General features: G+C 59.1%; 24 protein-coding genes (1 of these 24 only partly in view). 14 read left to right on the top strand and 10 right to left on the bottom strand.

Features of this window, described 5'->3' with window-relative positions; all coding sequences use genetic code 11:
• Positions 1-16: 16 nt before the first annotated feature.
• From ACOYXH_RS20930 to dksA, 4 genes are all read right to left on the bottom strand, one after another.
• Positions 17-2,971: a sensor histidine kinase gene (locus tag ACOYXH_RS20930; protein WP_176471287.1), complete on the bottom strand. Its 2,955-nt coding sequence runs from the start codon at positions 2,969-2,971 to the stop codon at positions 17-19.
• Positions 2,955-3,131, bottom strand: coding sequence for a hypothetical protein (locus tag ACOYXH_RS20925; RefSeq protein WP_003176118.1), 177 nt, complete (start codon positions 3,129-3,131; stop codon positions 2,955-2,957). The genes ACOYXH_RS20930 and ACOYXH_RS20925 overlap by 17 nt, the downstream gene beginning before the upstream one ends.
• 77 nt (positions 3,132-3,208) lie before the next feature.
• Positions 3,209-4,105 carry a tRNA glutamyl-Q(34) synthetase GluQRS gene (gene gluQRS, locus ACOYXH_RS20920; protein ID WP_095048665.1) on the bottom strand — a complete coding sequence of 299 codons (897 nt, stop codon included), beginning with the start codon at positions 4,103-4,105 and terminating at the stop codon, positions 3,209-3,211.
• A 192-nt stretch (positions 4,106-4,297) separates the two neighbouring features.
• Positions 4,298-4,741 carry an RNA polymerase-binding protein DksA gene (gene dksA / locus ACOYXH_RS20915; RefSeq protein WP_007909922.1) on the bottom strand — a complete coding sequence of 148 codons (444 nt, stop codon included), beginning with the start codon at positions 4,739-4,741 and terminating at the stop codon, positions 4,298-4,300.
• A gap of 334 nt (positions 4,742-5,075) precedes the next feature.
• On the opposite strand from dksA, the gene ACOYXH_RS20910 reads away from it, so the two are divergent.
• Positions 5,076-6,248, top strand: coding sequence for a pyridoxal phosphate-dependent aminotransferase (locus ACOYXH_RS20910; RefSeq protein WP_095048664.1), 1,173 nt, complete (start codon positions 5,076-5,078; stop codon positions 6,246-6,248).
• Positions 6,248-6,961 carry a DNA/RNA nuclease SfsA gene (sfsA, locus tag ACOYXH_RS20905; RefSeq protein ID WP_460066039.1) on the top strand — a complete coding sequence of 238 codons (714 nt, stop codon included), beginning with the start codon at positions 6,248-6,250 and terminating at the stop codon, positions 6,959-6,961. Before ACOYXH_RS20910 ends, sfsA begins: the two co-directional genes overlap by 1 nt.
• Here the strand turns inward: sfsA and ACOYXH_RS20900 are convergent.
• Positions 6,958-7,275 (bottom strand): Rieske (2Fe-2S) protein, encoded by a 318-nt coding sequence (locus tag ACOYXH_RS20900; protein ID WP_095125445.1) that lies wholly within the window; start codon positions 7,273-7,275, stop codon positions 6,958-6,960. The two genes, sfsA and ACOYXH_RS20900, sit on opposite strands and share 4 nt — an antisense overlap.
• A gap of 166 nt (positions 7,276-7,441) precedes the next feature.
• Between ACOYXH_RS20900 and ACOYXH_RS20895 the strand changes: the two genes are divergently transcribed.
• From ACOYXH_RS20895 to ACOYXH_RS20880, 4 genes are read left to right on the top strand one after another with little or no spacing between them, the layout of a single operon-like run.
• The gene (locus ACOYXH_RS20895) at positions 7,442-8,314 is read left to right on the top strand and encodes a heme/hemin ABC transporter substrate-binding protein (protein ID WP_460066037.1); all 873 of its coding nucleotides are present in this window, start codon (positions 7,442-7,444) and stop codon (positions 8,312-8,314) included.
• Positions 8,311-9,348, top strand: coding sequence for a FecCD family ABC transporter permease (locus ACOYXH_RS20890; protein WP_095048660.1), 1,038 nt, complete (start codon positions 8,311-8,313; stop codon positions 9,346-9,348). The genes ACOYXH_RS20895 and ACOYXH_RS20890 overlap by 4 nt, the downstream gene beginning before the upstream one ends.
• Positions 9,348-10,115 carry a heme ABC transporter ATP-binding protein gene (locus tag ACOYXH_RS20885; RefSeq protein ID WP_258708825.1) on the top strand — a complete coding sequence of 256 codons (768 nt, stop codon included), beginning with the start codon at positions 9,348-9,350 and terminating at the stop codon, positions 10,113-10,115. The genes ACOYXH_RS20890 and ACOYXH_RS20885 overlap by 1 nt, the downstream gene beginning before the upstream one ends.
• Before the next feature lie 21 nt (positions 10,116-10,136).
• The gene (locus ACOYXH_RS20880; protein ID WP_095125443.1) at positions 10,137-10,988 is read left to right on the top strand and encodes a ChaN family lipoprotein; all 852 of its coding nucleotides are present in this window, start codon (positions 10,137-10,139) and stop codon (positions 10,986-10,988) included.
• A gap of 227 nt (positions 10,989-11,215) precedes the next feature.
• Here ACOYXH_RS20880 and ACOYXH_RS20875 read toward each other — a convergent pair whose 3' ends face one another.
• The 4 genes from ACOYXH_RS20875 to ACOYXH_RS20860 all read right to left on the bottom strand — a co-directional run bounded on the left by ACOYXH_RS20875 (position 11,216) and on the right by ACOYXH_RS20860 (position 14,583).
• Entirely contained in the window at positions 11,216-12,016 is an 801-nt protein-coding gene (locus tag ACOYXH_RS20875; protein WP_095125442.1) for a Crp/Fnr family transcriptional regulator, read from the bottom strand.
• A gap of 16 nt (positions 12,017-12,032) precedes the next feature.
• Entirely contained in the window at positions 12,033-12,305 is a 273-nt protein-coding gene (locus tag ACOYXH_RS20870; protein ID WP_003228231.1) for a TfoX/Sxy family protein, read from the bottom strand.
• A 286-nt stretch (positions 12,306-12,591) separates the two neighbouring features.
• The gene (locus ACOYXH_RS20865) at positions 12,592-12,936 is read right to left on the bottom strand and encodes a pentapeptide repeat-containing protein (protein ID WP_007909940.1); all 345 of its coding nucleotides are present in this window, start codon (positions 12,934-12,936) and stop codon (positions 12,592-12,594) included.
• Positions 12,937-13,026: 90 nt separating this feature from the next.
• On the bottom strand, positions 13,027-14,583 hold the full coding sequence (locus tag ACOYXH_RS20860; protein WP_095125441.1) for a bifunctional aminoglycoside phosphotransferase/ATP-binding protein: 1,557 nt from the start codon (positions 14,581-14,583) through the stop codon (positions 13,027-13,029).
• Positions 14,584-14,701: 118 nt separating this feature from the next.
• Between ACOYXH_RS20860 and mrcB the strand changes: the two genes are divergently transcribed.
• The 3 genes from mrcB to ACOYXH_RS20845 are packed head-to-tail and all read left to right on the top strand — an operon-like array spanning position 14,702 to position 18,127.
• Positions 14,702-17,026, top strand: coding sequence for a penicillin-binding protein 1B (gene mrcB / locus ACOYXH_RS20855; RefSeq protein WP_095048655.1), 2,325 nt, complete (start codon positions 14,702-14,704; stop codon positions 17,024-17,026).
• A 16-nt stretch (positions 17,027-17,042) separates the two neighbouring features.
• A complete protein-coding gene (locus tag ACOYXH_RS20850; RefSeq protein ID WP_095048654.1) occupies positions 17,043-17,792 on the top strand; it encodes a hypothetical protein in 750 nt (249 codons plus the stop codon).
• The gene (locus tag ACOYXH_RS20845) at positions 17,792-18,127 is read left to right on the top strand and encodes a YqcC family protein (RefSeq protein ID WP_095048653.1); all 336 of its coding nucleotides are present in this window, start codon (positions 17,792-17,794) and stop codon (positions 18,125-18,127) included. Before ACOYXH_RS20850 ends, ACOYXH_RS20845 begins: the two co-directional genes overlap by 1 nt.
• A gap of 105 nt (positions 18,128-18,232) precedes the next feature.
• Here ACOYXH_RS20845 and ACOYXH_RS20840 read toward each other — a convergent pair whose 3' ends face one another.
• Complete coding sequence (locus ACOYXH_RS20840; protein WP_095048652.1) at positions 18,233-18,649, bottom strand: DUF4124 domain-containing protein; 417 nt, start codon at positions 18,647-18,649, stop codon at positions 18,233-18,235.
• Between the two features lie 399 nt (positions 18,650-19,048).
• Here ACOYXH_RS20840 and ACOYXH_RS20835 point away from each other — a divergent pair, with 399 nt between their 5' ends.
• The 5 genes from ACOYXH_RS20835 to msrP all read left to right on the top strand — a co-directional run.
• Positions 19,049-20,773 (top strand): acetolactate synthase 3 large subunit, encoded by a 1,725-nt coding sequence (locus tag ACOYXH_RS20835; RefSeq protein ID WP_093434972.1) that lies wholly within the window; start codon positions 19,049-19,051, stop codon positions 20,771-20,773.
• 2 nt (positions 20,774-20,775) lie between these two features.
• Entirely contained in the window at positions 20,776-21,267 is a 492-nt protein-coding gene (gene ilvN, locus ACOYXH_RS20830) for an acetolactate synthase small subunit (RefSeq protein WP_003176102.1), read from the top strand.
• 48 nt (positions 21,268-21,315) lie between these two features.
• A complete protein-coding gene (ilvC, locus tag ACOYXH_RS20825) occupies positions 21,316-22,332 on the top strand; it encodes a ketol-acid reductoisomerase (protein WP_007909969.1) in 1,017 nt (338 codons plus the stop codon).
• Positions 22,333-22,481: 149 nt separating this feature from the next.
• Positions 22,482-23,339 (top strand): CDP-diacylglycerol--serine O-phosphatidyltransferase, encoded by an 858-nt coding sequence (gene pssA / locus ACOYXH_RS20820; RefSeq protein WP_016983477.1) that lies wholly within the window; start codon positions 22,482-22,484, stop codon positions 23,337-23,339.
• A 63-nt stretch (positions 23,340-23,402) separates the two neighbouring features.
• Positions 23,403-24,139, top strand: partial view of a protein-methionine-sulfoxide reductase catalytic subunit MsrP gene (msrP, locus tag ACOYXH_RS20815; protein WP_460066030.1) — the 5' portion only. The gene runs 277 nt beyond the window's last position; only the first 737 of its 1,014 coding nucleotides appear in the window; its start codon is at positions 23,403-23,405; its stop codon lies beyond the right edge, outside the window.

Raw genomic sequence — 24,139 nt, 5'->3', positions numbered from 1 at the left:
GATACTCTCGACGGTCTCAGTTCACAGCGGACGTCGCTTCGACATGACGCGGTAAGGTCACCCGGATACGGGTGCCGCGTTGGCTTTGTACATCAGCCGGGCTGTCGATGGTGATTTGTCCATAATGCTCTTCAACGATGGAATAGACCAGTGCAAGGCCCAGACCGGTGCCTTCGCCAGGATCCTTGGTGGTGAAGAAGGGTTCGAACAATCTATCCATGATGTTCTTCGGAATACCGCTGCCTTCGTCTTCGACGATCAGATCGACCGTGTGTTCGCCGGCTTCGCTCTTGACCCGTACCGCACTGTGCGGCGGCGAGGCGTCGCGGGCGTTGGAGAGCAGATTGATCAGTACCTGGGCAAGTCGCTGTGGATCGCCCTCGACCCAATGATCAGGATCGCAGAGGTTGTAGAACTGCACTTCGAAATTGCGTCGGTTCAGCGCCAGCAGACCAATCGCATCCTGCGCCACTTCGGCCAGGCAAACGGGCTCGTCACTGTGCTGGTGGCTGCCGGCGTGGGCGAAGCTCATCAGCGACTGGACAATGCGCGAGACGCGTTTGGTCTGTTCGAGAATCTGTCCGCTGATTTCCGTCAGCTCGCCGTCGTCTTCACGTTCTTCGCGCAGGTTTTGCGCAAGACAAGCGATGCCGGTGATCGGGTTGCCGATTTCGTGAGCCACACCCGCCGCGAGACGACCAATGCTGGCCAGACGCTCGGAGTGCACCAATTTGTCTTCGAGCATCTGCGTTTCGGTCAAATCTTCGACCAGTAGCACCAGGCCGCTGTTACCCGGTGCCAACGGTTCGTCGATTGCCGCTTTGTGCAGGTTCAACCAGCGGGTTTGGCCATCGAGGGCCAAATGCTGTTTGTGCAAATGCTCGTCCGGCAGATCGATGAAACCTTGCAGCAGGCCTTTCCATGGCTCGCCGATGGTACTCAGGCGCGAACCGACCACGCGCTGTGCGGCGATTCCGGTGAGTTCTTCCATGGCCTTGTTCCACATCAGGATCTCTTGATCCTTGGCCAGCGAGCAGACGCCCATCGGCAGTTCTTGCAAGGTTTGGCGGTGGTAACGACGCAGGGCATCGAGTTCGGCGGCCAGGCCTGTGAGGCGCGAGTGGTAATCCTCGAGGCGGCTTTCGATGAAGTGGATGTCTTCGGTCACGTAGTTTTCGCCGCCGGCCTTGTACGGCAGGAAGGTTTCCACCATGTCCTGGGCCACGCTCGGGCCCATCAGGCCGGAGAGGTTGGCTTCGATGCGGTCACGCAAACGGCGCAAGGCGTACGGACGGCGTTCGTCGAACGGCAGATAAAGATCGCGCAGGGCCTGCTCGACTTCTTTCTGCGCAGCCTTGGCGCCCAACGGTTTCGCCAGTTGTGTGGCGAATTCCTGTGGCGAAGCGGCATGCAGCTCACGCCGCTGCGGGCGACGAACGTTATCCACAGCGCAGGCTTCGGCAGCGCTGGCCTCTTCGGGACTGGCGTTGGTGAACAGCGAGATCAGGGTGAACATCAACACGTTGGCAGCGAGCGAAGCGATGGCCGCCATGTGCCAACTGGTGTCGTCGAGCACGTAAATCATGTTCAGCAGCGGGATGTAGAAACCCTGCAGATTGCCGACCAGCGGCAGCAGCATGGTCACTACCCAGACCAGAATCCCCGCCAGCAGACCGGCGATAAAGCCGCGACGGTTGGCGGTCGGCCAGTACAACACCGACAACACCCCAGGCAGGAATTGCAGGGTTGCGACAAACGCGACGATGCCGAGGTTGGCCAGATCCTGCTCGGCGCCAAGCATCAAGTAGAAACCGAAACCGGCCATGATGATCGCGACGATCAGCGCGCGGCGGGTCCACTTCAGCCAACGGTAGATGTTGCCTTCGGCCGGCGGCTGGTAGAGCGGCAAAACCAAGTGGTTCAGCGCCATGCCCGACAGCGCCAGCGTGGTGACGATGATCAGCCCGCTGGCCGCCGATAAACCGCCGACATAGGCGAGCAACGCCAGCGGTTTGCTGTTGGCGGCGATGCCGATGCCGAGGGTGAAGTATTCCGGGTTGGTTGTGGCGCCGAGTTTGAGGCCGGCCCATAGAATCAGCGGCACCGCCAGGCTCATCAGCAGCAGGAACAGCGGCAGGCCCCAGCTCGCACTGACCAGCGAGCGCGGATTGAGGTTTTCGGTAAAGGTCATGTGATACATGTGCGGCATCACGATCGCCGAGGCAAAGAACACCAGCAATAACGTGCGCCACGGGCCTTCCTGCAACGGCGTGTGCAGAGCGGCGAGGGCGGTCTGGTTTTGCAGCAGCCACAGTTCCAGCTGTTGCGGGCCATCGAACACGCCGTACAGCGCATACAGACCGACGCCGCCGAGAGCGATCAGTTTGATCACCGACTCGAAGGCAATCGCAAACACCAGTCCTTCGTGCTTCTCACGAGTGGCGATATGCCGGGAGCCGAAGAAAATCGTGAACAGGATGATCAGCGCACAGAACGCCAGCGCCACGCGACTCTGGATCGGCTCGCCGGTCAGAATGCCGATGGAGTCGGCCACCGCCTGAATCTGCAACGCCAGCAGCGGCAGCACACCGATCAGCATGAAAATCGTGGTCAGCGCGCCGGCCCAGGTGCTGCGAAAGCGAAACGCGAACAGATCGGCCAGCGACGATAATTGATAAGTGCGGGTGATCTTCAGAATCGGATAGAGCAACACCGGCGCCAGCAGAAATGCGCCGGACACGCCGAGGTAACTGGACAGAAAGCCGTAGCCGTACTGATAGGCGAGGCCGACCGTGCCGTAGAACGCCCACGCACTGGCGTAAACCCCCAGCGACAAGGTGTAGGTCAGCGGGTGGCGAATGATCGCCCGCGGGATCATGCCCCGTTCGCTGATCCAGGCGACGCCGAACAGCACCGCCAGGTACGCGGCGCTGATCAGGATCATCTGGGTCAGGCTAAAGCTCATCGGCATCTTTTTGGCTCTGCAGGATGAAGGTCACGACAATCAGGATCAGCCAGAGCAGATAGGGGCGATACCAGGCGCCCGTAGCGTCGATCCACCAATCCATGATGGCGGGGGAAAACAGGTAGATCCCCACGACTAAAAGCAGGACCAAGCGATAGATGTACATCCCGGCCTCTCTTTTTTATGCGCGTGCCCGAAAACGTGCGGCGATGGTAACGGATGGGCGCACGACTGCAAGTGTCGTCATAGCAGTTGCGCTTCGGGCAGGGTCAGTGTGCGCGGGATCTTCGTGGCATCCCAGTGTGTGCTGCCCCACTTGAGTAATTCTTGCGGTGAGGCGTGGGCCAGTTCGGCGCCAGGGTTTTGCCCCAGAGCACGCAGGGCGCGCAGCAACAACGGTGTCGCTTGATCGGCTTGCAGCGGCGGCGAGCGATAGGACTTGCCGAGTTTGTTGCCGTCCGGTTGGGTAATCAGCGGCAGGTGCAGATAGCGCGGCTGGCGCAACCCCAGCAACTCTTGCAGATAGAGTTGGCGCGGCGTCGAGTCGAGCAGGTCGGCACCACGCACGATGTCGGTGATACCTTGCCAGGCATCGTCGAGCACCACCGCCAGTTGATAGGCGTAGAGACCGTCACGGCGACGGATCACGAAATCGCCGACGTCGCGACCCAGATGCTGGCGGTATTCGCCTTGCACGCGGTCGATAAAGTGGTATTCCAGTTCGGGTACGCGCAGGCGGATAGCGGCGTCTTGCTGATCGTGGCCGGCATTGCGGCACAGGCCCGGATAAATCCCGTTATACGCTTCGAGCTGTTTGCGCGAGCACGTGCAGGCGTAGGCCAAGCCGTGATTGAACAGGCTGTTGAGCACGTCCGCGTAGGCGTCGTGGCGATCGCTCTGGCGCACCATGTCGCCATCCCACTCGAAGCCGTAACTTTCCAGCGCCTTGAGAATCGCCGCTTGTGCGCCGGGTTCTTCGCGGGGTGGGTCGAGATCTTCCATGCGCACCAGCCAGCGACCGCCGACCGAGCGAGCGTCGAGGTAAGAGGCGAGGGCGGCAACCAGCGAACCGAAGTGCAAGTGGCCACTGGGGGTTGGGGCGAAGCGGCCGATGTAGGCGGGGGATGTTTTGGCAGTCATGGAGACGAAGCTACTTTTCAGGCTATACGCAGGTCAACCTGTGGGAGTGAGCCTGCTCGCGATAGCGGTGTGACATTCAACACCGATATTGACCGACCCACCGCTATCGCGAGCAGGCTCACTCCTACAAAAGGCAAAAGGCAGAAACAAAAACGGAGCGTTCGCACGCTCCGTTTTTCGTTCAGGTCGAGGTTACTTGCCGACCTGCTTTTCCTTGATCTCAGCCAGGTTCTTGCAGTCGACGCACATGTCGGCGGTAGGACGGGCTTCAAGGCGCTTGACGCCGATCTCGATGCCGCACGAATCGCACCAGCCGTATTCGCCGTCTTCGATCAGTTGCAGTGTCTTGTCGATCTTCTTGATCAGCTTGCGCTCGCGATCACGGGCGCGCAGTTCAAGGGCGAACTCTTCTTCCTGACTGGCACGGTCGGCCGGGTCGGGAAAGTTGGCCGCTTCGTCCTTCATGTGATCAACAGTTCGGTCGACTTCCTGCATCAAGTCCAGTTTCCACTTGGTCAGGATCTTGGTGAAGTGCGCGCGCATGGGTTTGCCCATGTACTCTTCGTCTTTGGCCTGAACGTAAGGTTCGAAGCCACTGATCGCCGTTTGCTGCTGTTGCTTTGCTTGGGTGGGCATGAAATGGACCGCCTCTACTCTTGTAATCCATTGCGCAGGATTGCTCCATCACCGACACCTGCCGGCCCTGCGGCTGCAAGCGGGCGAACTTACCAGATCAATTCGGCCTGCGCTACTCCCGGATGTCGAGGCCCCGGCGGGTGGCGCTTGCAAATGTTTGGCAAGCCGTGTCTGGTGGTGCTGAAGACCTGTTCAATCACTGATTTTAGTCAATCCTGGAGCGTACGCTCATATCGTTACAGTCCAGCGTTCTTGAGGCTGTGACCGCTGCGGGTTCTCGCTCGTTCCGGCAGATGGGTAGAATCGTCTCTTTTTCCCTGCCGAAGGAAAACCAATGGCTCAGCCCTACAGTGCGCGCAGTCGTGCGATCGAACCGTTCCATGTGATGGCGCTGCTGGCGCGGGCCAATGAATTACAGGCTGAAGGCCACGACGTGATCCACCTGGAAATCGGCGAGCCGGACTTCACTACTGCCGAGCCGATCATCCGTGCCGGGCAGGCCGCTTTAACGGCGGGCAAGACCCGTTACACCGCTGCGCGCGGCATTCCTGAATTGCGCGAGGCGATTTCCGGTTTTTATCAATCGCACTACGGCTTGAACATCGATCCACGGCGGATTCTGATCACGCCGGGTGGTTCCGGTGCGCTGTTGCTGGCCAGCGCTTTGCTGGTCGATCCAGGTAAACACTGGCTGCTGGCGGATCCGGGTTATCCGTGTAACCGGCATTTTCTGCGCCTGGTGGAAGGTGCGGCGCAGCTTGTTCCTGTAGGGCCGGACGTGCGCTATCAGTTGACTCCGGATCTGGTCGAGCGTCATTGGGATCACGACAGCGTCGGTGCATTGGTTGCTTCGCCAGCCAATCCGACCGGTACCATCCTGACCCGCGATGAACTGGCCGGGTTATCCACCGCCATCAAGGCCAGGCACGGACATCTGGTGGTGGACGAGATCTACCACGGTTTGACTTACGGCACCGATGCCGCCAGCGTACTGGAAGTCGACGACAGCGCTTTTGTATTGAACAGTTTCTCCAAATATTTCGGCATGACCGGCTGGCGTCTCGGCTGGCTGGTGGCGCCGGACGCTGCCGTCAGCGAGCTGGAAAAACTGGCGCAGAACCTCTACATCAGCGCGCCGAGCATGGCGCAGTATGCGGCGTTGGCCTGTTTCGAACCGGACACCATCGCCATTCTGGAAGAGCGCCGCACCGAATTTGGTCGCCGCCGTGATTTCCTCCTGCCAGCGTTGCGCGAGTTGGGTTTCAACATCGCCGTGGAGCCGGAAGGCGCGTTCTATCTTTACGCCGATATCAGCCAGTTCGGCGGCGATGCCTTCGCGTTCTGCCGTCATTTCCTTGAAACCGAACATGTAGCGTTCACCCCGGGTCTGGATTTCGGTCGCTATCAGGCCAGCCACCATGTGCGTTTTGCCTACACGCAAAACCTCCCTCGCCTACAGGAAGCGGTGGAGCGTATTGCCCGTGGCTTGAAGAGCTGGCAAGGCTGATGCGCTTTTATCCTGCTCTGGAAGAGGCGCGACTGATCCGTCGTTACAAGCGTTTTCTCGCCGATATCGAAACCGTTGACGGCGAGTTGCTGACCATTCACTGCCCGAACACTGGTTCGATGCTCAACTGTCAGGTCGAAGGCGGGCAGGTCTGGTTCAGCCGCTCAAATGACCCGAAACGTAAATTACCGGGCACTTGGGAAATTGGTGAAACCCCGCAGGGTCGGTTGTTTTGCGTGAATACCGCACGGGCCAACGGTTTGGTCGAGGAGGCGCTGCAGGCCGGCGTCATCAGCGAGTTGAACGGCTTTACCGCATTGAAACGTGAAGTCGCGTACGGGCAGGAAAAGAGCCGAATCGACTTCCGCCTCGAATACCCGAGCGGCCCGGCTTATGTTGAAGTGAAAAGCGTCACCCTCGGTTTCGACGGCACTGCCGTGGCGGCGTTTCCCGATGCGGTGACCCAGCGCGGCGCCAAGCATTTGCGTGAATTGGCGCATCTGGCGCGGGACGGAATTCGGGCGGTGCAGTTGTATTGCGTCAATCTGACCGGGATTGACGCGGTGCGACCGGCGAGGGAAATCGATTCGGCCTACGCCGATGCGCTTCTTGAAGCGGTGGCTTGTGGCGTTGAGGTGCTGGCGTATGGCGTGCGGCTGGACTATGAAGAGATGGTCATCGACCGGCGTCTCGAGGTGCTGCTTAACGGTTAAACATCGATCCACAGCCCTTGCGCGTCTTCCCGGCAAGGAATGGCGGTGAGTGCTTGCCCGGCGCAGGGGCCGGCGACGCATTCACCGTCCTCGATCAGAAACAGTGCGCCGTGGGTGGCGCACTGGATCAGGCTGTTGCTCGGGTCGAGAAACCGGTCGGGTTGCCATTCCAGACCCACGCCCCGGTGCGGGCAGCGATTGAGGTAGACATAGGCCTTACCATTGCGACGCACGGCAAACAGCTTTTTTCCGTCGATCTCGAAACCACGACTTTTCGCTTCGGCCAGATCGGCGCCCGCGCAGAGAAACTTCATGGCTATCCTCTAGTGTCCGCTCGTGTCTGGATATGTCCGAGCTTGACGTTTAAATGCAAACAATTATCAAATGGCGGCCTTCACCCGTAGGCGTCTGGCAGATGTCGAGGATACTTGGCCTGCCATCCGGATGCCCGGGAAAAAACCTTATTCAAGGAAGCTGTGTATGCGCCTGAGTACCCGCGTTGCCGTGCTGTGTGTCGGACTTTTGGTCAGCCACCAGGCTGCAGCGGCCGATTTGCCGCAACGTTGGGTCAGTGCTGGCGGTGCGCTGTCGGAGTGGGTGAGTGCGTTGGGGGGCGAGTCGAAACTGATCGGTGTCGACACCACCAGCCAGCATCCGGAGTCGTTGAAGGCGCTACCGAGTATTGGTTATCAGCGCAGTCTGTCCGCTGAGGGCATTCTCAGTTTGCGCCCGGATATCCTGATCGGCACCGAAGAAATGGGCCCGCCACCGGTACTGTCGCAGGTAAAAGCGGCCAGGGTTCAGGTGGCGTTGTTTTCGGCTCAGCCAGATCTGCCAACGCTGGAGAAAAACGTTACTCATTTGGCCCAATTGCTCGGCGCACAGGCTCAGGCCGCGCAACTGCTGCAAAGTTATCAACAGCAACTCGATGCGCAGAAGGCTCGGGTTACTGAAGTGCAGACTAAACAAAAAGCGCCGGGTGTGCTGCTGTTGCTTGGACATGCCGGTGGCAAGCCATTGATTGCTGGCAAGGACACCGCCGCCGACTGGTTGCTGCAACAGTCGGGCGGACATAACCTGGCGACGCACACGGGTTACAAGCCGTTTTCCGTGGAATCCCTCGCCAGTCTCGATCCTGAAGTGCTGGTGTTCGCCGACCGTGCATTGACCGGTGAGGCGGCGAAAGCGGCGCTGTTCAAGGAAAACCCTATTCTCAATTCAAGTCGCGCCGCGAAGACCGGGCGTGTGCTGGAGCTGGATCCGACCCTGCTGGTCGGTGGGCTCGGGCCGCGTTTGCCGGCAGCGCTGAAAACCCTGACTGACGGTTTCTACCCGGCCAAGAGCGGCCAATGACCACACTGGTAAAACCCCGTGGCTTGTTCATTGGCCTGACGCTCCTGTGTTTATTGGCGATCTGGCTATCGTTGGCACTCGGGCCCGTCAGTCTGCCGTTGTTCGACACTTTGCGTGCTGCGCTACGCATGCTTGGTGTGCCGTTGGCACCGGACGGACTGGAGCAGGCTGAACTGATCCTTGGGCAGATTCGTCTGCCGCGAACGCTGCTGGGACTGGCAGTGGGCGGTGTGCTGGCGTTGTCCGGCGTGGCGATGCAGGGCTTGTTTCGTAATCCGCTGGCCGATCCGGGACTGGTCGGTGTTTCCAGCGGCGCGGCATTGGGCGCAGCGATTGCGATTGTCGGCGGTGCTTTTTTTGGCGGCCTGCCGGAATGGTTCGGGCCGTATCTGCTGTCGGTCTGCGCGTTTCTCGGCGGCCTCGGCGTGACGGCGCTGGTGTATCGACTGGGTCGCCGTAATGGCCAGACCAACGTCGCGACCATGTTGCTGGCGGGCATCGCACTGACGGCGCTGGCCGGTTCGGCGGTGGGGCTGTTCACTTATCTGGCGGATGACGCGACCTTGCGCACGCTGACGTTCTGGAATCTCGGCAGTCTCAACGGCGCTAGTTACGCGCGGCTGTGGCCATTGCTGATCATCAGCGCCGGCGTGGCGTTGTGGTTGCCACGTCGCGCCAAAGCGCTGAATGCCTTGCTGCTCGGGGAATCCGAGGCTGGTCATTTGGGCATTGATGTCGAGCGGCTCAAGCGTGAATTGGTGTTTTGCACGGCGCTGGGGGTTGGCGCAGCAGTGGCGGCAGCCGGGATGATCGGTTTTGTCGGGCTGGTGGTGCCGCATCTGGTGCGCTTGCTGGCGGGACCGGATCACAAAGTGTTGCTGCCGGCCTCAGTGCTGGCGGGGGCGAGCCTGTTGCTGTTGGCTGATCTGGTCGCGCGGCTGGCGCTGGCGCCGGCAGAGTTGCCGATCGGCATCGTCACCGCGTTTATCGGTGCGCCGTTCTTTCTCTATTTGCTGCTGCGAGGGCGTGCCTGATGTTGCGTGCGCAGAATCTGCACATCCTTCGGGGTCGCAAGGCTGTGCTCAGCGATGTCTCGTTGCAGGTCGAACCGGGTGAAGTGCTCGGTGTGCTTGGGCCGAACGGTGCTGGCAAAAGTACGTTACTCGGTGCCTTGTGCGGTGAGCTGGCAGCGAGCGCGGGCGGGGTTTCGCTCGACGGGCAAGCGTTGAGCCACTGGACTGGCCCGCAGCGCGCGCAACGACTGGCGGTGTTGCCTCAGGTGTCGACCCTGGATTTTGCTTTTCGCGTTGAGGAAGTGGTCGGCATGGGCCGCTTGCCTTGGCAAAGCGGGCGGGTGCGGGATGCCGAAATCATCGCACAGGCATTGACGGCAGCGGATGCCGGGCACTTGAGTGGTCGCAGTTATCTGGCGCTGTCCGGGGGCGAGCGTCAGCGTGTGCATCTGGCGCGGGTGCTCGCGCAGCTTTGGCCGGGGCAGGCCGGGCAGACACTGTTGCTGGATGAGCCGACTTCGATGCTTGATCCGCTGCATCAACATACGACACTGCAGGCCGTACGCGAGTTTGCCGATCGTGGCGCGGCGGTGTTGGTGATCCTGCATGATCTGAATCTGGCGGCGCGTTATTGTGATCGCATTCTGCTGCTGGAGGGTGGGCGTCCGGTGGTACTGGATACACCGCAGCAGGTTTTGCGTCCGGACACGCTTCAGGCCGTATTCGGTCTCGAAGTGTTGGTGCAGCCGCACCCGGAGCGCGGGCATCCGCTGATCATCGCCCGCTGACAGGATCCTTGAGGTGATGGCATGCGTGGGTTGTGGTTGTTGGCGGTGATGTTACTTGCGGGGTGTCAGCATGTTGCGGCGCCACCGCCGATCAGTGGCGAGATTCGCGACCTGCGCAACGGTCAGGTGCTGACGGCACAGCAGTTGCTGACGCGTCTTGTCGAGTCTGAACGGCTGATTATCGGTGAACAGCATGACAACGCCGATCATCACGCCGCGCAATTGTGGCTGTTGCGCTCGCTCGGTGAGCAGCGGCCGCAGGGCAGTCTTTTACTGGAAATGCTCACGCCGGATCAGCAGCCTCGCATTGATCAAGTGCGCCAGGCTGCAACGCCGCCCGCGGACTTCCCTGCCGCATTGGCCTGGAAGGACGGCTGGGACTGGAATCTCTATGGACCCATTGTCCGCTTCGCGCTGACTCAGCCGTATCCACTGCTGGCGGCGGATTTGAACAGCGCTGAAATCCGCACCTTCTATCGTGATCCGCCTGTGCTTAACGGGGAGAGCAGCAATACAGCATCCGTGAAAGCTGTTTTGCTGGAACAGATCAGCGATTCCCATTGTGGCCTGCTGCCCGAATCACAGATGCCGGCGATGCTCGCCGTTCAGCAACAACGTGATCGGCGTATGGCCGAGCGTCTGCTGGCGGCTCCTTCACCTTCAGTCCTGCTGGCCGGTGCGTGGCATGCGCGCAAGGACGTCGGCGTGCCGTTGCATGTTGTTGATCTGGGCGCCGCCCAGGCACCCACCGTGTTGCTGTTGGCGGAGCATGGCTCCGAGGTAACGGCTGCGATGGCCGATTACGTTTGGTACACGCCGGCCACGCCAAAACAGGATTACTGCGAGCAGATGCGTAAACAGTTCGGCAAATGACTTTTCCACAGGCAAAAAAAGACCCGGTAAAAACCGGGTCAAATAACCGTGATTAGCCTGATGAGGAGATAATCTGAGAGTCCGAACCAAGGGCTTTTCAGAATATCGACTGATCTCGCGACCAGTTGTGATAATCATAGCGATTCTCATTAGCGAGTCAACAACTGTTTTTCCGTTTCTTTGAAATCGTCCGGAAAATGGTCGGTACGCCCCGCAAACAAAGACTTTTAGCGTTGACCTTCAGTCGGTGTCATTTGCGTGATCTGCCGATTCAACTGGCCGATCCGCCGTGCCATGCTCTCGATCAGGCTGTGGGCGATCTTTGGATTGGTGCGGGTCATGCTCAAAAAATGATCACCGGGAATCAGCATCACCGTGCTCGGTTCTCGTGCTATCACCGTGGCATTGCGTGGCTCGCCGGTAAACACGGCCATGGCACCGAAAATCTCGTCTTTGGCCACATCTCCCACCTTATGCCCGTCGACAAACGCTTCGGCATGCCCGTCGATGATCACGAACACGTGATCAGCCGCGTCCCCTTGGTTAATCAGGATTTCACCCGCCTCGACCCGTTTGAAGCCATTGGTGCTGCGAAACTCACGCGGTTTCAGTTCCGCGACGGCATGGGCGAGGATCGCCATCTGCCCCAGCAGATACTCTAGAAACTGGTCTGTCCGATGAGCGTCGGCATACACATGCTGGAAAACCTCACGGCGCCAATAGGGCGTCAAGCGCAACGCCCCGTCACTGCACAAACGGCAATCAGCCCAGTCCTCACCTTGCTGAAGGCCGATCAAATCGCCGTCCTGCCAATAAAACAGCGGACGGGCGCCGATACAGCCGTTGATCATCCCTTCATTCAGCATGAATAGCTGATCGGCGGGTAACTGCGTCAGCAAATCATCCGCCGCCTCCAGTTCCAGCATCGGCCCGCAAGGCGCCAAATCGCGCAGCCACAGTGCGGGCAAGCTCTGCAAACGGTTGATCAAGGCATCGGCGCAGGCCGATTGTTCCCCCAGTAAATACATGACGGTCAATGCCCGTTCAGTTCTTGTGGCGCGAGGAAATGGCTTCGAGTTGCTTGTTGAGGGCGTCCTTGCGTTCAGCGGGGATGTCGTTCCAGTGCACATCCATCAGCGCGCCTTCGATCGCATACAGCAACACCTTCGATGCGCGAAACCCGCGGGTACGCACGGCCCGGTAGGCGTCCACGGCGCCCAGGCGACGCAAGTCCGAGGCGCTGTGGATGCCCACGGCATGCAGCCATTGCGCCGACGTCTTGCCAAGATTCTTCAGGTGTTGCAGTTCATCATTCATCAAGCCTCCTTGCGACGGCCGAATGGTGCGTGGGCGAGCTTCTCAGGAGTGTAGCCATCAGTAGGAAAAGCGTGATTGTTTGGTCGGATTCAACGCAAACGCTTCTAAGAAAGGGCGCTTGAAAGGCCTGCGAACGCAGAAAGAAGGGGAAAAAACACATATCAATGTAGGAGTGAGCCTGCTCGCGATAGCGGACTGGCAGGCACACATGTGTTGAATGTTAGACCGCTATCGCGAGCAGGCTCACTCCTACAGGGTGGGCGTCGTGTCAGAGGGGAGGCAACTATCAGCGGGTGCGATAGCGCAGGCGCGTGCCGAAATTCATCGACATCAGAATCTCGTCAGCGCTCAGTTCCGGCGGGAAGTAAGCCCCGGAAATCTGCGCGTGAGCCAGGCTCGCGCCTTCCAGCGACGCATTGCGGAAATCGATGCCTCGCAGATCGGCAGAACGGAAATACGCGTCCCTGAAATCCACGCCATCGGCATTCAGTTCACGCAAATCAAGACCACGGAAATCGCCGCCGACCATGTCGATCGGGCCATCTTGTGGGCGCTCTTTGTTGAAACCTGTGATGTCGTCTTTGTGCAGCAAGGCATATAGCGGGGTGTCGAGAAGTTTCGGCTGGCTCATGTCATATCACCGTTGGTTTTATGACGCCAGTATAGTGCCACTATTTGACGGCCGTGAAGCAAGCGAGGGCTTCACGGCCGAAATAGTTTCTTACAGGCCTGGCAGGCGCTGACGAATCTGCGCGACCACGGTGTCCAGCGTGCCGGACTCATTGGTCTGTACGCGTTTGCTGCGCAGGATTTCTTCCGGCGTCAGCGCTTCGCGATTGGCCTGCTGCGCTTCGATCACCGCCAGGGTGGCGTCGGACGGATCCTTTTGGTCGGCCTGACGGATCGCCAGCCAGCTTTCGATCACCGCTTGTGGCGCGTTGCAATCGAGGATGAGGAATGGCGTGCCGGTGGCTTCGGCGATCTTTGCCGCGTTGTCGCGTTGTTCGCGTTTGAGGTAAGTCGCGTCAATGACCACCGGGAAACCAGCGTGCAGGATCACTTCAGCGATTTCATGCAGACGCGCGTAAGTGGCGGCGCTGGCGTCGGCACTATAGATACCGGCCTGCACGTCGTTGGCAACGGTTTGCTCACCGAACAGACGCTTGCGCTCGACATCGGAACGCAGGCGAATTGCGCCCAGCGCTTCGACCAGACGCATGGCCACGTGGCTCTTGCCGACAGCGGAAACGCCGTGGGTAATCGCCATGAAGCGCGAAGGAATGGTGCTGTAGCTTTCGGCCAGGTTGGCGTAGTTGCGGTACTGGCGCAGGGTGGTGGCGCGCTGCACCGGGGTCGCGTCAGCCGGCATGCTGAACAGGGCAACCTTGGCGCGCACCAGTGCACGGTAGGCTTTATAGAAGTTCAGCACTTCCAGGCCCTGATAGTCGCCAGTCAGTTCCAGATACTGGCTGATGAAGCGGCGCGCCAGGGATTTCAGACCACGGTCTTCCAGGTCCATCGCGAGGAAACCGGTGTCGGCCCAGACGTCAGTGAAGCGGAACGGTTCGTTGAACTCGATGCAGTCGAAGATCACCACTTTGCCGTCGATGACCGTGGCGTTGCCCAAGTGGATATCGCCGTGGCATTCACGGGTGAAACCCTCGGTCTTGCGCTGAGCGAACAGTGGCTTGAGACGTTCGAAGCTGCTTTCGGCCCAGGCTTTCAGTGCATCGAGTTGCAGCAGATCGTTTTTGTCGCTGAGAAACGGCAGGATCTGTTCGAAGTTTTGCGAGACCGGCGCCATCACGCTGTCCGGGGTGCCGGCGTCGTGTTCGGCCGGGACCTTTGGCGCGGTGAGGTGGAAGCGTGCGATCTGCTCTGCCATCTCGTCGATGTGTCGAGTCGTCAGCTCACCGTTGGCTTGCAAGGTGCTGAGCAAACCGCTCTGCGGGAATTGACGCATTTTCAGTACGTATTCGATGGCCGGACCGTCGCCGCCCAGTTGCGGTGCTTCAAGGCTGCCGGTGACTGGCAACACTTCCAGATACAAATCATCGGTCAGGCGCTGGTTCAAACGCAGCTCTTCCGCACAGAAATGCGCGCGCGATTCGAGGCCAGTGAAGTCGAGGAAGCCGAAATTAACCGGCTTCTTCATTTTATAAGCGAAGGGACCGGTGAGGATCACCCACGAGATATGGGTTTCGATGACCTGAAACCCTTCGACAGGGTGCGGGTAGAGGGCCGGGTTTTGCAGGGCAGCGATCAGAGACTGGCTCACGGGCGATCCTTCAGAGACTGGGGGAAATTCGAGGCCGCCATTATGGCCGCTCGCCAGCCCGACGCAAACCTCGGAGCGCTCCTGTTGAGGATGAATAAAGTGCGTATAATCCGCCGCCATGACTCGAACTCGATCCCCCCGTACCAAGAAAAAACCACCCTCCAAGGGCCTTAGCCCATGGTTGAGCTGGGCCATTAAACTCAGTCTGGTCGGCCTTGTCGTGCTGGCTGGCTTCGCCGTTTACCTCGATGCCGTGGTGCAGGAGAAGTTCTCCGGCAAGCGCTGGACCATCCCGGCCAAGGTTTACGCGCGGCCGCTCGAGCTGTTCGTCGGACAAAAGCTCAGCAAGGACGACTTCCTTACCGAACTCGATGCCCTCGGTTATCGCCGCGAAGCCGTGAGCAATGGTCCCGGCGCGGCAGCCGTTAGCGGCAACACCGTCGATCTGAATACCCGTGGCTTCCAGTTCTATGAAGGCTTGGAGAAACCGCAGCCGGTGCGCGTGCGTTTCTCTGGCGATTATGTGGCTGAGCTGTCGGCGACCAACGGATCGAAATTGTCTGTGGTGCGCCTCGAACCGCTGATGATCGGCGGTATTTATCCGAAGAATCTTGAAGACCGCATTCTGATCAAGCTCGATCAAGTGCCGCCGTATCTGCTCGAAACTCTGATCGCTGTCGAAGATCGCGACTTCTATAGCCACTGGGGCGTGTCGCCGAAGTCGATTGCCCGGGCTATCTGGGTCAACACCTCGGGCGGCAAGATGACGCAGGGCGGCAGTACGCTGACCCAGCAGTTGGTGAAAAACTTCTACCTGACCAATGAACGCAGCCTGACCCGCAAGCTCACCGAAGCGATGATGGCGATGCTGCTGGAGCTGCATTACGACAAAAAGGAAATCCTTGAGGCCTACCTCAACGAAGTCTTCGTCGGGCAGGATGGTCAGCGCGCGGTGCACGGCTTCGGTCTGGCCAGCCAGTTCTTCTTTGGCCAGCCATTGTCCGAGCTGAAGCTGCATCAGGTGGCGATGCTGGTCGGCATGGTCAAAGGTCCGTCCTACTACAACCCGCGTCGCAATCCTGAGCGCGCGCTGGAGCGGCGTAACCTGGTGCTCGACGTGCTTGAGCAGCAAGGCGTGGCGACGGCCGAACAGGTTGAAGCGGCGAAGAAAATGCCGCTGGGCGTGACTACTCGCGGCAAGCTCGCCGACAGCTCGTTCCCGGGCTTTATCGATCTGGTCAAACGCCAGTTGCGTGAAGACTATCGCGACGAAGACTTGACCGAAGAAGGTCTGCGCATCTTCACCAGCTTCGACCCGATCCTGCAGATGAAAGCCGAGGCCTCGGTAAACGACACCTTTAAACGTCTGTCCGGGCGCAAGGGCTCCGACGATGTCGAAGCGGCGATGGTCGTGACCAATCCGGAAACCGGCGAGGTCCAGGCAATGATCGGCAGTCGTCAGGCCAGTTATGCCGGTTTCAACCGCGCACTGGATGCCGTGCGACCGATCGGCTCGTTGATCAAGCCTGCGGTTTATCTGACTGCGCTGGAAAAGCCGAGCCAGTACACCCTGACCAGTTGGCTGTCTGATGATCCGTTGTCGGTCAAAGGCGCGAACGGTCAGGTGTGGAAACCGCAGAACTACGACCGTCGCTCCCACGGCACCGTGTTCCTCTATCAAGGCCTGGCGCATTCCTACAACCTGTCGACCTCGCGTCTGGGCCTGGAAGTGGGCGTACCTAACGTACTCAAGACCTTGGGTCGTCTGGGCGTAACGCGTGAGTTCCCGGCATTCCCGTCGATGTTGCTTGGCGCCGGTGGCATGACCCCGATCGAAGTCGCGACCATGTACCAGACGCTGGCCAACGGTGGTTTCAATACGCCGATGCGCGGCATTCGCAGTGTGCTGACCGCCGAGGGCGAACCGCTCAAGCGTTATCCGTTCCAGATCGAGCAGCGTTTCGATCCGGCGTCCATCTATCTGATCCAGAACGCCATGCAGCGCGTGATGCGTGAAGGTACCGGCAGCTCGGTTTATAACGTGCTGCCCAAGACTTTGACGCTGGCGGGCAAGACCGGTACCAGTAACGATTCCCGGGACAGCTGGTTCGCCGGCTTCAGTCAGGATCTGCTGGCGGTGGTCTGGTTGGGGCGCGATGACAACGGCAAGACGCCGTTCACCGGGGCCACCGGTGCGTTGCAGGTCTGGACCAGTTTCATGCGCAAGGCCGATCCGCTACCGCTGGACATGCCGCAGCCGGACAATGTTGTACAGGCTTGGGTCGATTCGCGTACCGGGCAGGGTTCCGATGCCAACTGTCCGGGGGCGGTGCAGATGCCGTATATTCGCGGCAGCGAACCGCCACCCGGTGCCGCGTGTGCGGGCGAAACGCCTGCCTCCGGCGAGTCGGTGATGGATTGGGTCAAGGGCTGGATGAATTAAGCAAAGAGGGTTTCAAGTGAACAAGTGGTTGATTCCAGCGGTGACCGCCGTGGCTTTGCTCAGCGGCTGCTCTACCGTACAGCGTGGTTCGATTCCAGTGGTTGACTCCGGTACTGCGGTGTCCAACAGCGAACGTATTTCGGCCAATGGCGGCTTCCGTCAAACGACGGTGAAGCGTCCAGCACAGGGCCAGACCCAGGCGATTCCGCAAGGTGACACTGGCGTGGTGGTGATGGTGCCGGGTGGCGGCGCGACGACTTCTGCGCCGATCAGCTCCTCGCCAATCGTGCCGGGTCCGGCGTCCGGTGGTATCACGCCTGGGCCGTACAACCCATCAGCAGTTGAATCGGCGCCGATCAACTCGGGCACTTACAACATGCCTTCGACGCCGAGCGGAATTCCTTCGGCCAGCAGTGGCGGTGGACTTTCCGCCGACGAGCAACTGGATGGTCCGGTGCTCGCCTTGCTGACCACAGCGCAGCAGCAACAGGCCGGCGGCGACCTCAACGGTGCGTCCTCCAGCCTGGAGCGTGCTCAGCGAGTTGCCCCGCGTGAGCCGCAAGTGCTTTATCGCTTGGCGCAAGTGCGCATGGCCCAAGGTGATGCGCCGCAAGCCGAGCAGTTCGCCCGTCGTGCGCTGACCATGGCCAACGGTCGTCCGGACCTGCAGGCCAACCTGTGGGAAGTCATCGCTCAGTCCCGTGAGAAACAAGGCGATTCAGCGGGCGCCGCTCAGGCCCGTCAGAAGGCCAAGGTTTCGCTGTGATGGATGCCCGTTTCCCGAAAATCGCCGATCAGCTGTTGCTGATCGAGCGTGAACTGCGCACTCAAGGCTGGTGGGACGAGGTTCCGCCGTCGGCGGAAGCGTTGAGCAGTGTCGAGCCGTTTTCGGTCGATACGCTGGATTTCGAGCAGTGGCTGCAATGGATCTTCCTGCCGAAGATGAAATACATCCTTGAGGAGGATCTGCCATTGCCGAATGCCTCGGGGATTCAGGAAATGGCTGAAATGGTCTTCGCCCAGCGCAACCTGGGTGGCAAGGATCGGCAGCTTCAGGTGCTGCTTAAAGAGTTTGACCTGCTGATCACTGCCTCGCGCTAATACCGATTCTGTGTAGGAGCTGCCGAAGGCTGCGATCTATTGATCTTTAAAGTCAAAAGATCGCAGCCTCATTTCACTCGACAGCTCCTACAGTCCTGCAGATGCCTATTGGCAATTCTCGGCTATCTGTTTCTGAGCCTCGACAATGCGTTCCTGACGCTGCGCATCATCCAGCCGTCGCATCTGTCCCTCCACCTCTTCCCTCAAACGCGGATTGTTCTGCAATTGCGCAAGGTTCGTGCGTGCTTGCTCGCAAAACTGTTTGAGCTGCGCCTGTTGGTCGGCCACCTGTTTCTTCACCCTGTCATCAATCGCCTTCTGATCGCCCAATACACCGCTGCCCGGCATTGCCGCCGGTTTCGGTGGGGGCGAGGAGGGCGTCTGCAAGGTTGTCGACTGCTGACCCGGTGGCGGCTGCGCATCGAAGTGCGTGACCCCCTGGGCATCGACCCATTTGTAGATTTGAGCGGCCATGCACCATGGGCTGAGGCCGATCAGCAGAGTAAGGAGGAGCGTTCGCATGCTGATTCCTTGGCAAAATTGCGCAATTGACACTAACAGAGTAGCGGTTTTCAGGTTTTTTCTTGCGTTCTCATGTGCTTACCCACAATTAACCACACAGACGACTTGACTTGGAGAGGGCGAAACAGAAGAATCCAAAGTCCGCTGTAGAGGGACTGCCAGAAGCAGACCCACTCGGTAGATCATGAGGCGCACATCCGCGCCGACCTGTTACACCCGCAACGCGTTACCTCGCGCTGGGTGGGAAAGGCCCGCAACACTTGGGACGATCCCAATACTTGCTCAGTCAGTGCTGACGTAGTCGGCGACCACCGTCGCTCATGCTCTGCCGAGAAGTAAACCTATTAAGACCCGCCCCTTTTTTGTGGACGGTATTCTGGCGTTTTAGAGGTGAACAACGTGGAGCTTTTATCTGGCGGTGAGATGCTCGTCCGCTTCTTGCGTGACGAAGGCGTCAAATATATCTACGGGTACCCGGGTGGTGCTCTCCTGCATGTTTACGATGCCCTGTTCAAAGAACCGGAAGTGACTCACATTCTGGTTCGTCACGAACAAGCGGCAACCCATATGGCTGACGGTTATGCCCGTGCCACCGGTAAAGCCGGCGTGGTATTGGTGACGTCCGGTCCTGGCGCCACAAACGCCATTACCGGTATCGCGACCGCCTATATGGACTCGATTCCAATGGTGATCATTTCCGGTCAGGTGCCAAGCACCATGGTCGGCACCGACGCGTTCCAGGAAACCGACATGATCGGTATCTCCCGGCCGATCGTGAAGCACAGCTTCATGATCAAGCACGCCTCGGAAATCCCGGAAGTCATGAAGAAGGCCTTCTACCTGGCGCAATCCGGTCGTCCGGGGCCGGTCGTGGTCGATATCCCGAAAGACATGACCAACCCGGCCGAGAAGTTCGAATACATCTTCCCAAAGAAAGCCAAGCTGCGTTCCTACAGCCCGGCCGTTCGTGGTCACTCCGGGCAAATCCGCAAGGCAGCAGAAATGCTCCTGGCGGCCAAGCGTCCGGTCATGTACTCCGGTGGCGGCGTAATTCTCGGCAACGGTTCCGCACCGCTGACCGAACTGGCGAAAATGCTCAACCTGCCAGTGACCAACACCTTGATGGGCCTGGGTGGTTTCCCGGGGACTGATCGTCAGTTCATCGGCATGCTCGGCATGCACGGCAGTTACACCGCCAACCTGGCGATGCACCATGCTGACGTGATCCTGGCTGTCGGCGCACGCTTCGACGATCGCGTGATCAATGGCGCAGCGAAGTTCTGCCCGAACGCCAAGATCATTCACATCGACATCGACCCGGCTTCGATTTCCAAGACCATCAAGGCCGACGTGCCAATTGTTGGTCCGGTTGAGAGTGTTCTGACCGAAATGGTCGCGATTCTCAAGGAAATCGGCGAGACCCCGAACAAGGAGTCCGTGGCCAGTTGGTGGAAGCAGGTGGATGAATGGCGCGGTGATCGCGGCCTGTTCCCTTATGAAAAGGGCGACGGCAGCCTGATCAAGCCGCAGACCGTGATCGAAACCCTCTGCGAAGTGACCAAGGGCGATGCCTTCATCACTTCCGACGTGGGTCAGCACCAGATGTTCGCTGCGCAGTACTACACGTTCAACAAGCCGAATCGCTGGATCAACTCCGGTGGTCTGGGCACCATGGGCTTCGGTTTTCCGGCGGCCATGGGCATCAAGTTGAGCTTCCCGGATGACGACGTTGCCTGCGTCACCGGTGAAGGCAGTATCCAGATGAACATCCAGGAACTGTCGACCTGCCTGCAGTATGGCTTGCCAGTGAAAATCGTCATCCTCAACAACGGTGTTCTGGGGATGGTTCGTCAGTGGCAGGACATGAGCTACGGCAGCCGCCACTCACACTCCTACATGGAATCGCTGCCTGACTTCGTCAAGCTGGCTGAAGCCTACGGCCACGTTGGCGTACGCATCACCGAATCGAAAGATTTGAAGTCGAAGATGGCAGAAGCGTTCGCCATGAAGGATCGCCTGGTCGTGATCGATATTTCGGTCGACACCAGCGAGCACGTCTATCCGATGCAGATCAAAGACGGCTCGATGCGCGATATGTGGCTGAGCAAGACGGAGCGTACTTAATCATGCGGCACATTATTTCCTTGCTTCTGGAAAACGAACCCGGCGCTTTGTCTCGCGTAGTCGGCCTGTTCTCGCAGCGCAACTACAACATCGAAAGCCTGACCGTGGCCCCGACCGAAGACCCGACCCTGTCGCGTCTGACGCTGACCACTGTGGGCCACGATGAAGTCATCGAGCAGATCACCAAAAACCTGAACAAGCTGATCGAAGTGGTCAAGCTGGTGGACCTGTCGGAAAGCGCTCACATCGAGCGCGAACTGATGCTGGTCAAGGTCAAGGCCACTGGCGCCCAGCGCGCCGAGATCAAACGCACCACCGATATTTACCGTGGACAGATCGTCGACGTCAGCGCCAGCGTGTATACCGTTCAATTGACCGGTACCAGCGACAAGCTCGACAGCTTCATTCAGTCCATCGGCACCGCATCGATTCTGGAAACCGTCCGTAGCGGCGTGACCGGCATTGCCCGCGGCGACAAAGTACTCAGCATCTAAACCAAATTAGCGAATGGCCTGAACGGCCTGGATATAAAGGGGAAATTCATGAAAGTTTTCTACGATAAAGACTGCGACCTGTCGATCATCCAGGGCAAGAAAGTTGCCATCATCGGTTACGGTTCCCAGGGCCACGCCCAAGCGTGCAACCTGAAAGACTCCGGTGTCGACGTTACCGTTGGTCTGCGTAAAGGTTCGGCCACTGTTGCCAAAGCTGAAGCTCACGGCCTGAAAGTGACCGACGTTGCTTCCGCTGTTGCTGCCGCCGACCTGGTCATGATCCTGACCCCGGACGAGTTCCAGTCCTCGCTGTACAAAAACGAAATCGAGCCGAACATCAAGAAAGGCGCCACCCTGGCCTTCTCCCACGGCTTCGCGATCCACTACAACCAGGTTGTTCCGCGTGCCGACCTCGACGTGATCATGATCGCGCCGAAAGCTCCGGGTCACACCGTACGTTCCGAGTTCGTGAAGGGCGGCGGTATCCCTGACCTGATCGCTATCTACCAGGACGCCTCGGGCAACGCCAAAAACGTTGCGCTGTCCTACGCCGCTGGCGTTGGTGGCGGTCGTACCGGCATCATCGAAACCACCTTTAAGGACGAGACCGAAACCGACCTGTTCGGCGAACAAGCCGTTCTGTGCGGCGGTACCGTTGAACTGGTAAAAGCCGGTTTCGAAACCCTGGTTGAAGCTGGCTACGCGCCGGAAATGGCCTACTTCGAGTGCCTGCACGAACTGAAGCTGATCGTTGACCTCATGTACGAAGGCGGTATCGCCAACATGAACTACTCGATCTCCAACAACGCTGAGTACGGCGAGTACGTGACCGGTCCGGAAGTGATCAACGCCGAATCCCGTCAGGCCATGCGCAACGCCCTGAAACGTATTCAGGACGGCGAATACGCCAAAATGTTCATCAGCGAAGGCGCAACCGGCTACCCTTCGATGACCGCCAAGCGTCGTAACAACGCCGCTCACGGTATCGAAGTCATCGGCGAGCAACTGCGCTCCATGATGCCGTGGATCGGTGCCAACAAGATCGTCGACAAAGCCAAAAACTAAGTCGTTGTCTCTTGTATGAAAAAACGCGGCCTCGGCCGCGTTTTTTCGTTTGAGGCGGTGGTTCTGGTATAAAGCTGCAGCGTTTGTGGCCGAACTGTCGTCCTCAAGCATCTGTCGAATTTTCTTCAAACCGTTGCAAGGTAATGTCCATGAGCGAACGTCCCGAAGAGCCGAACAAGGCTTCTGACGCCGAAAGCCTGTTGCCCATCGATGAACACATCGAAGAAGGGCACGACGCAGAAGGTCGTAAAGTCCGGCATCGTGGTATCTATCTGCTGCCGAACCTGTTCACCACTGCAAACCTGTTCGCAGGGTTTTACTCCATCATCAACTCGATGAGCGCCCAGGCTGCGTTGAGTGCCGGTGATTCGGCGAACGCTAGCAAGTATTTCGCGTTCGCCGCGATCGCGATTTTCGTCGCCATGGTGCTCGACGGCCTCGACGGTCGTGTCGCGCGCATGACCAATACGCAAAGTGCCTTTGGCGCCGAGTACGACTCGCTGTCGGATATGGTCGCGTTCGGTGTTGCACCGGCGTTGCTGGCATTCGGTTGGGCGTTGGGCGACATGGGCAAGGTCGGCTGGATGGTTGCCTTCATCTATGTAGCAGGCGCGGCGTTGCGTCTGGCGCGTTTCAATACGCAGGTTGGCACGGCGGATAAACGTTACTTCATCGGTCTGGCCAGTCCGGCAGCGGCCGGTGTGGTGGCGGGGATTGTCTGGGCATTCAGTGATTACGGGATCCAGGGTTCGAAGATGTCGTTCCTGGTCGCGTTGATGGTGGCGGCTGCCGGCATGCTGATGGTCAGCAACATCAAGTACAACAGCTTTAAAGAGCTGGACTTGAAGGGGCGCGTACCGTTTGTGGCGATTCTTGCGGTAGTGCTGGTGTTTGCCGTGGTGTTTAGCGATCCACCGCGCATTCTGCTGTTGGTGTTCCTTGCCTACGCCGCTTCCGGCCCGGTGCAGTACTTATTGCATCTTCGTCGGCACAAAAAAGCCGAGTGATGTAATTTCCCGCATACTCCGCAGTCTATGGGTGCATCTGTCCTCCAAAGCTGCGGAGTTGCCATGTTGATCAAAGTCCCCAAAGCGTCCGACTGCCACGAGTCGGATGTCACGCCTGAAGCTATTTATCTTTCTCGCCGCCAATTATTGGGGGGCACTGCTGCCGGTATCGCCGTCAGCAGCCTGCCGCGCTGGGCCAATGCCGACGATGCGGCGCGGTATGCCGATGTCGAGCCGGGCAAGGCACCTGCATGGTTCACTGAGAAGCTGCCTTCTACTAAATGGGGAGCGGTCAACGTCAAGGATGAGGCGATCACGCCTTATAAAGACGCCACTCACTACAACAACTTTTATGAGTTCGGTACCGACAAGGGCGACCCGGCGGCGAATGCGGGCTCGCTGAAAACCGAACCATGGAGTGTGGTGGTCGACGGGGAGGTGGGTAAGCCAGGGCGCTATGCGCTGGAAGACTTCATGAAGCCGTACCAATTGGAAGAGCGCATCTATCGCTTGCGCTGTGTCGAGGCGTGGTCGATGGTCATTCCGTGGATCGGTTTTCCAATCTCGGCGCTGCTCAAGCAGGTCGAGCCAACGTCCAAGGCCAAATACATCCGTTTTGAAACCTTGCAGGATCCCAAGAGCATGCCTGGCCAGCGTTCAGGGTTTGCCCTGATCGATTGGCCTTATGTAGAAGGCTTGCGGTTGGATGAGGCGATGAATCCACTGGCGATTCTGGCGGTTGGTATGTATGGCCGCGAGTTACCGAATCAGAACGGTGCGCCTCTGCGCTTGGTGGTGCC

Source organism: Pseudomonas sp. Mb7 (assembly GCF_054790525.1).
Note: the sequence above shows the minus strand (reverse complement) of the source record. Positions and strands in the feature narration are given on the sequence as shown.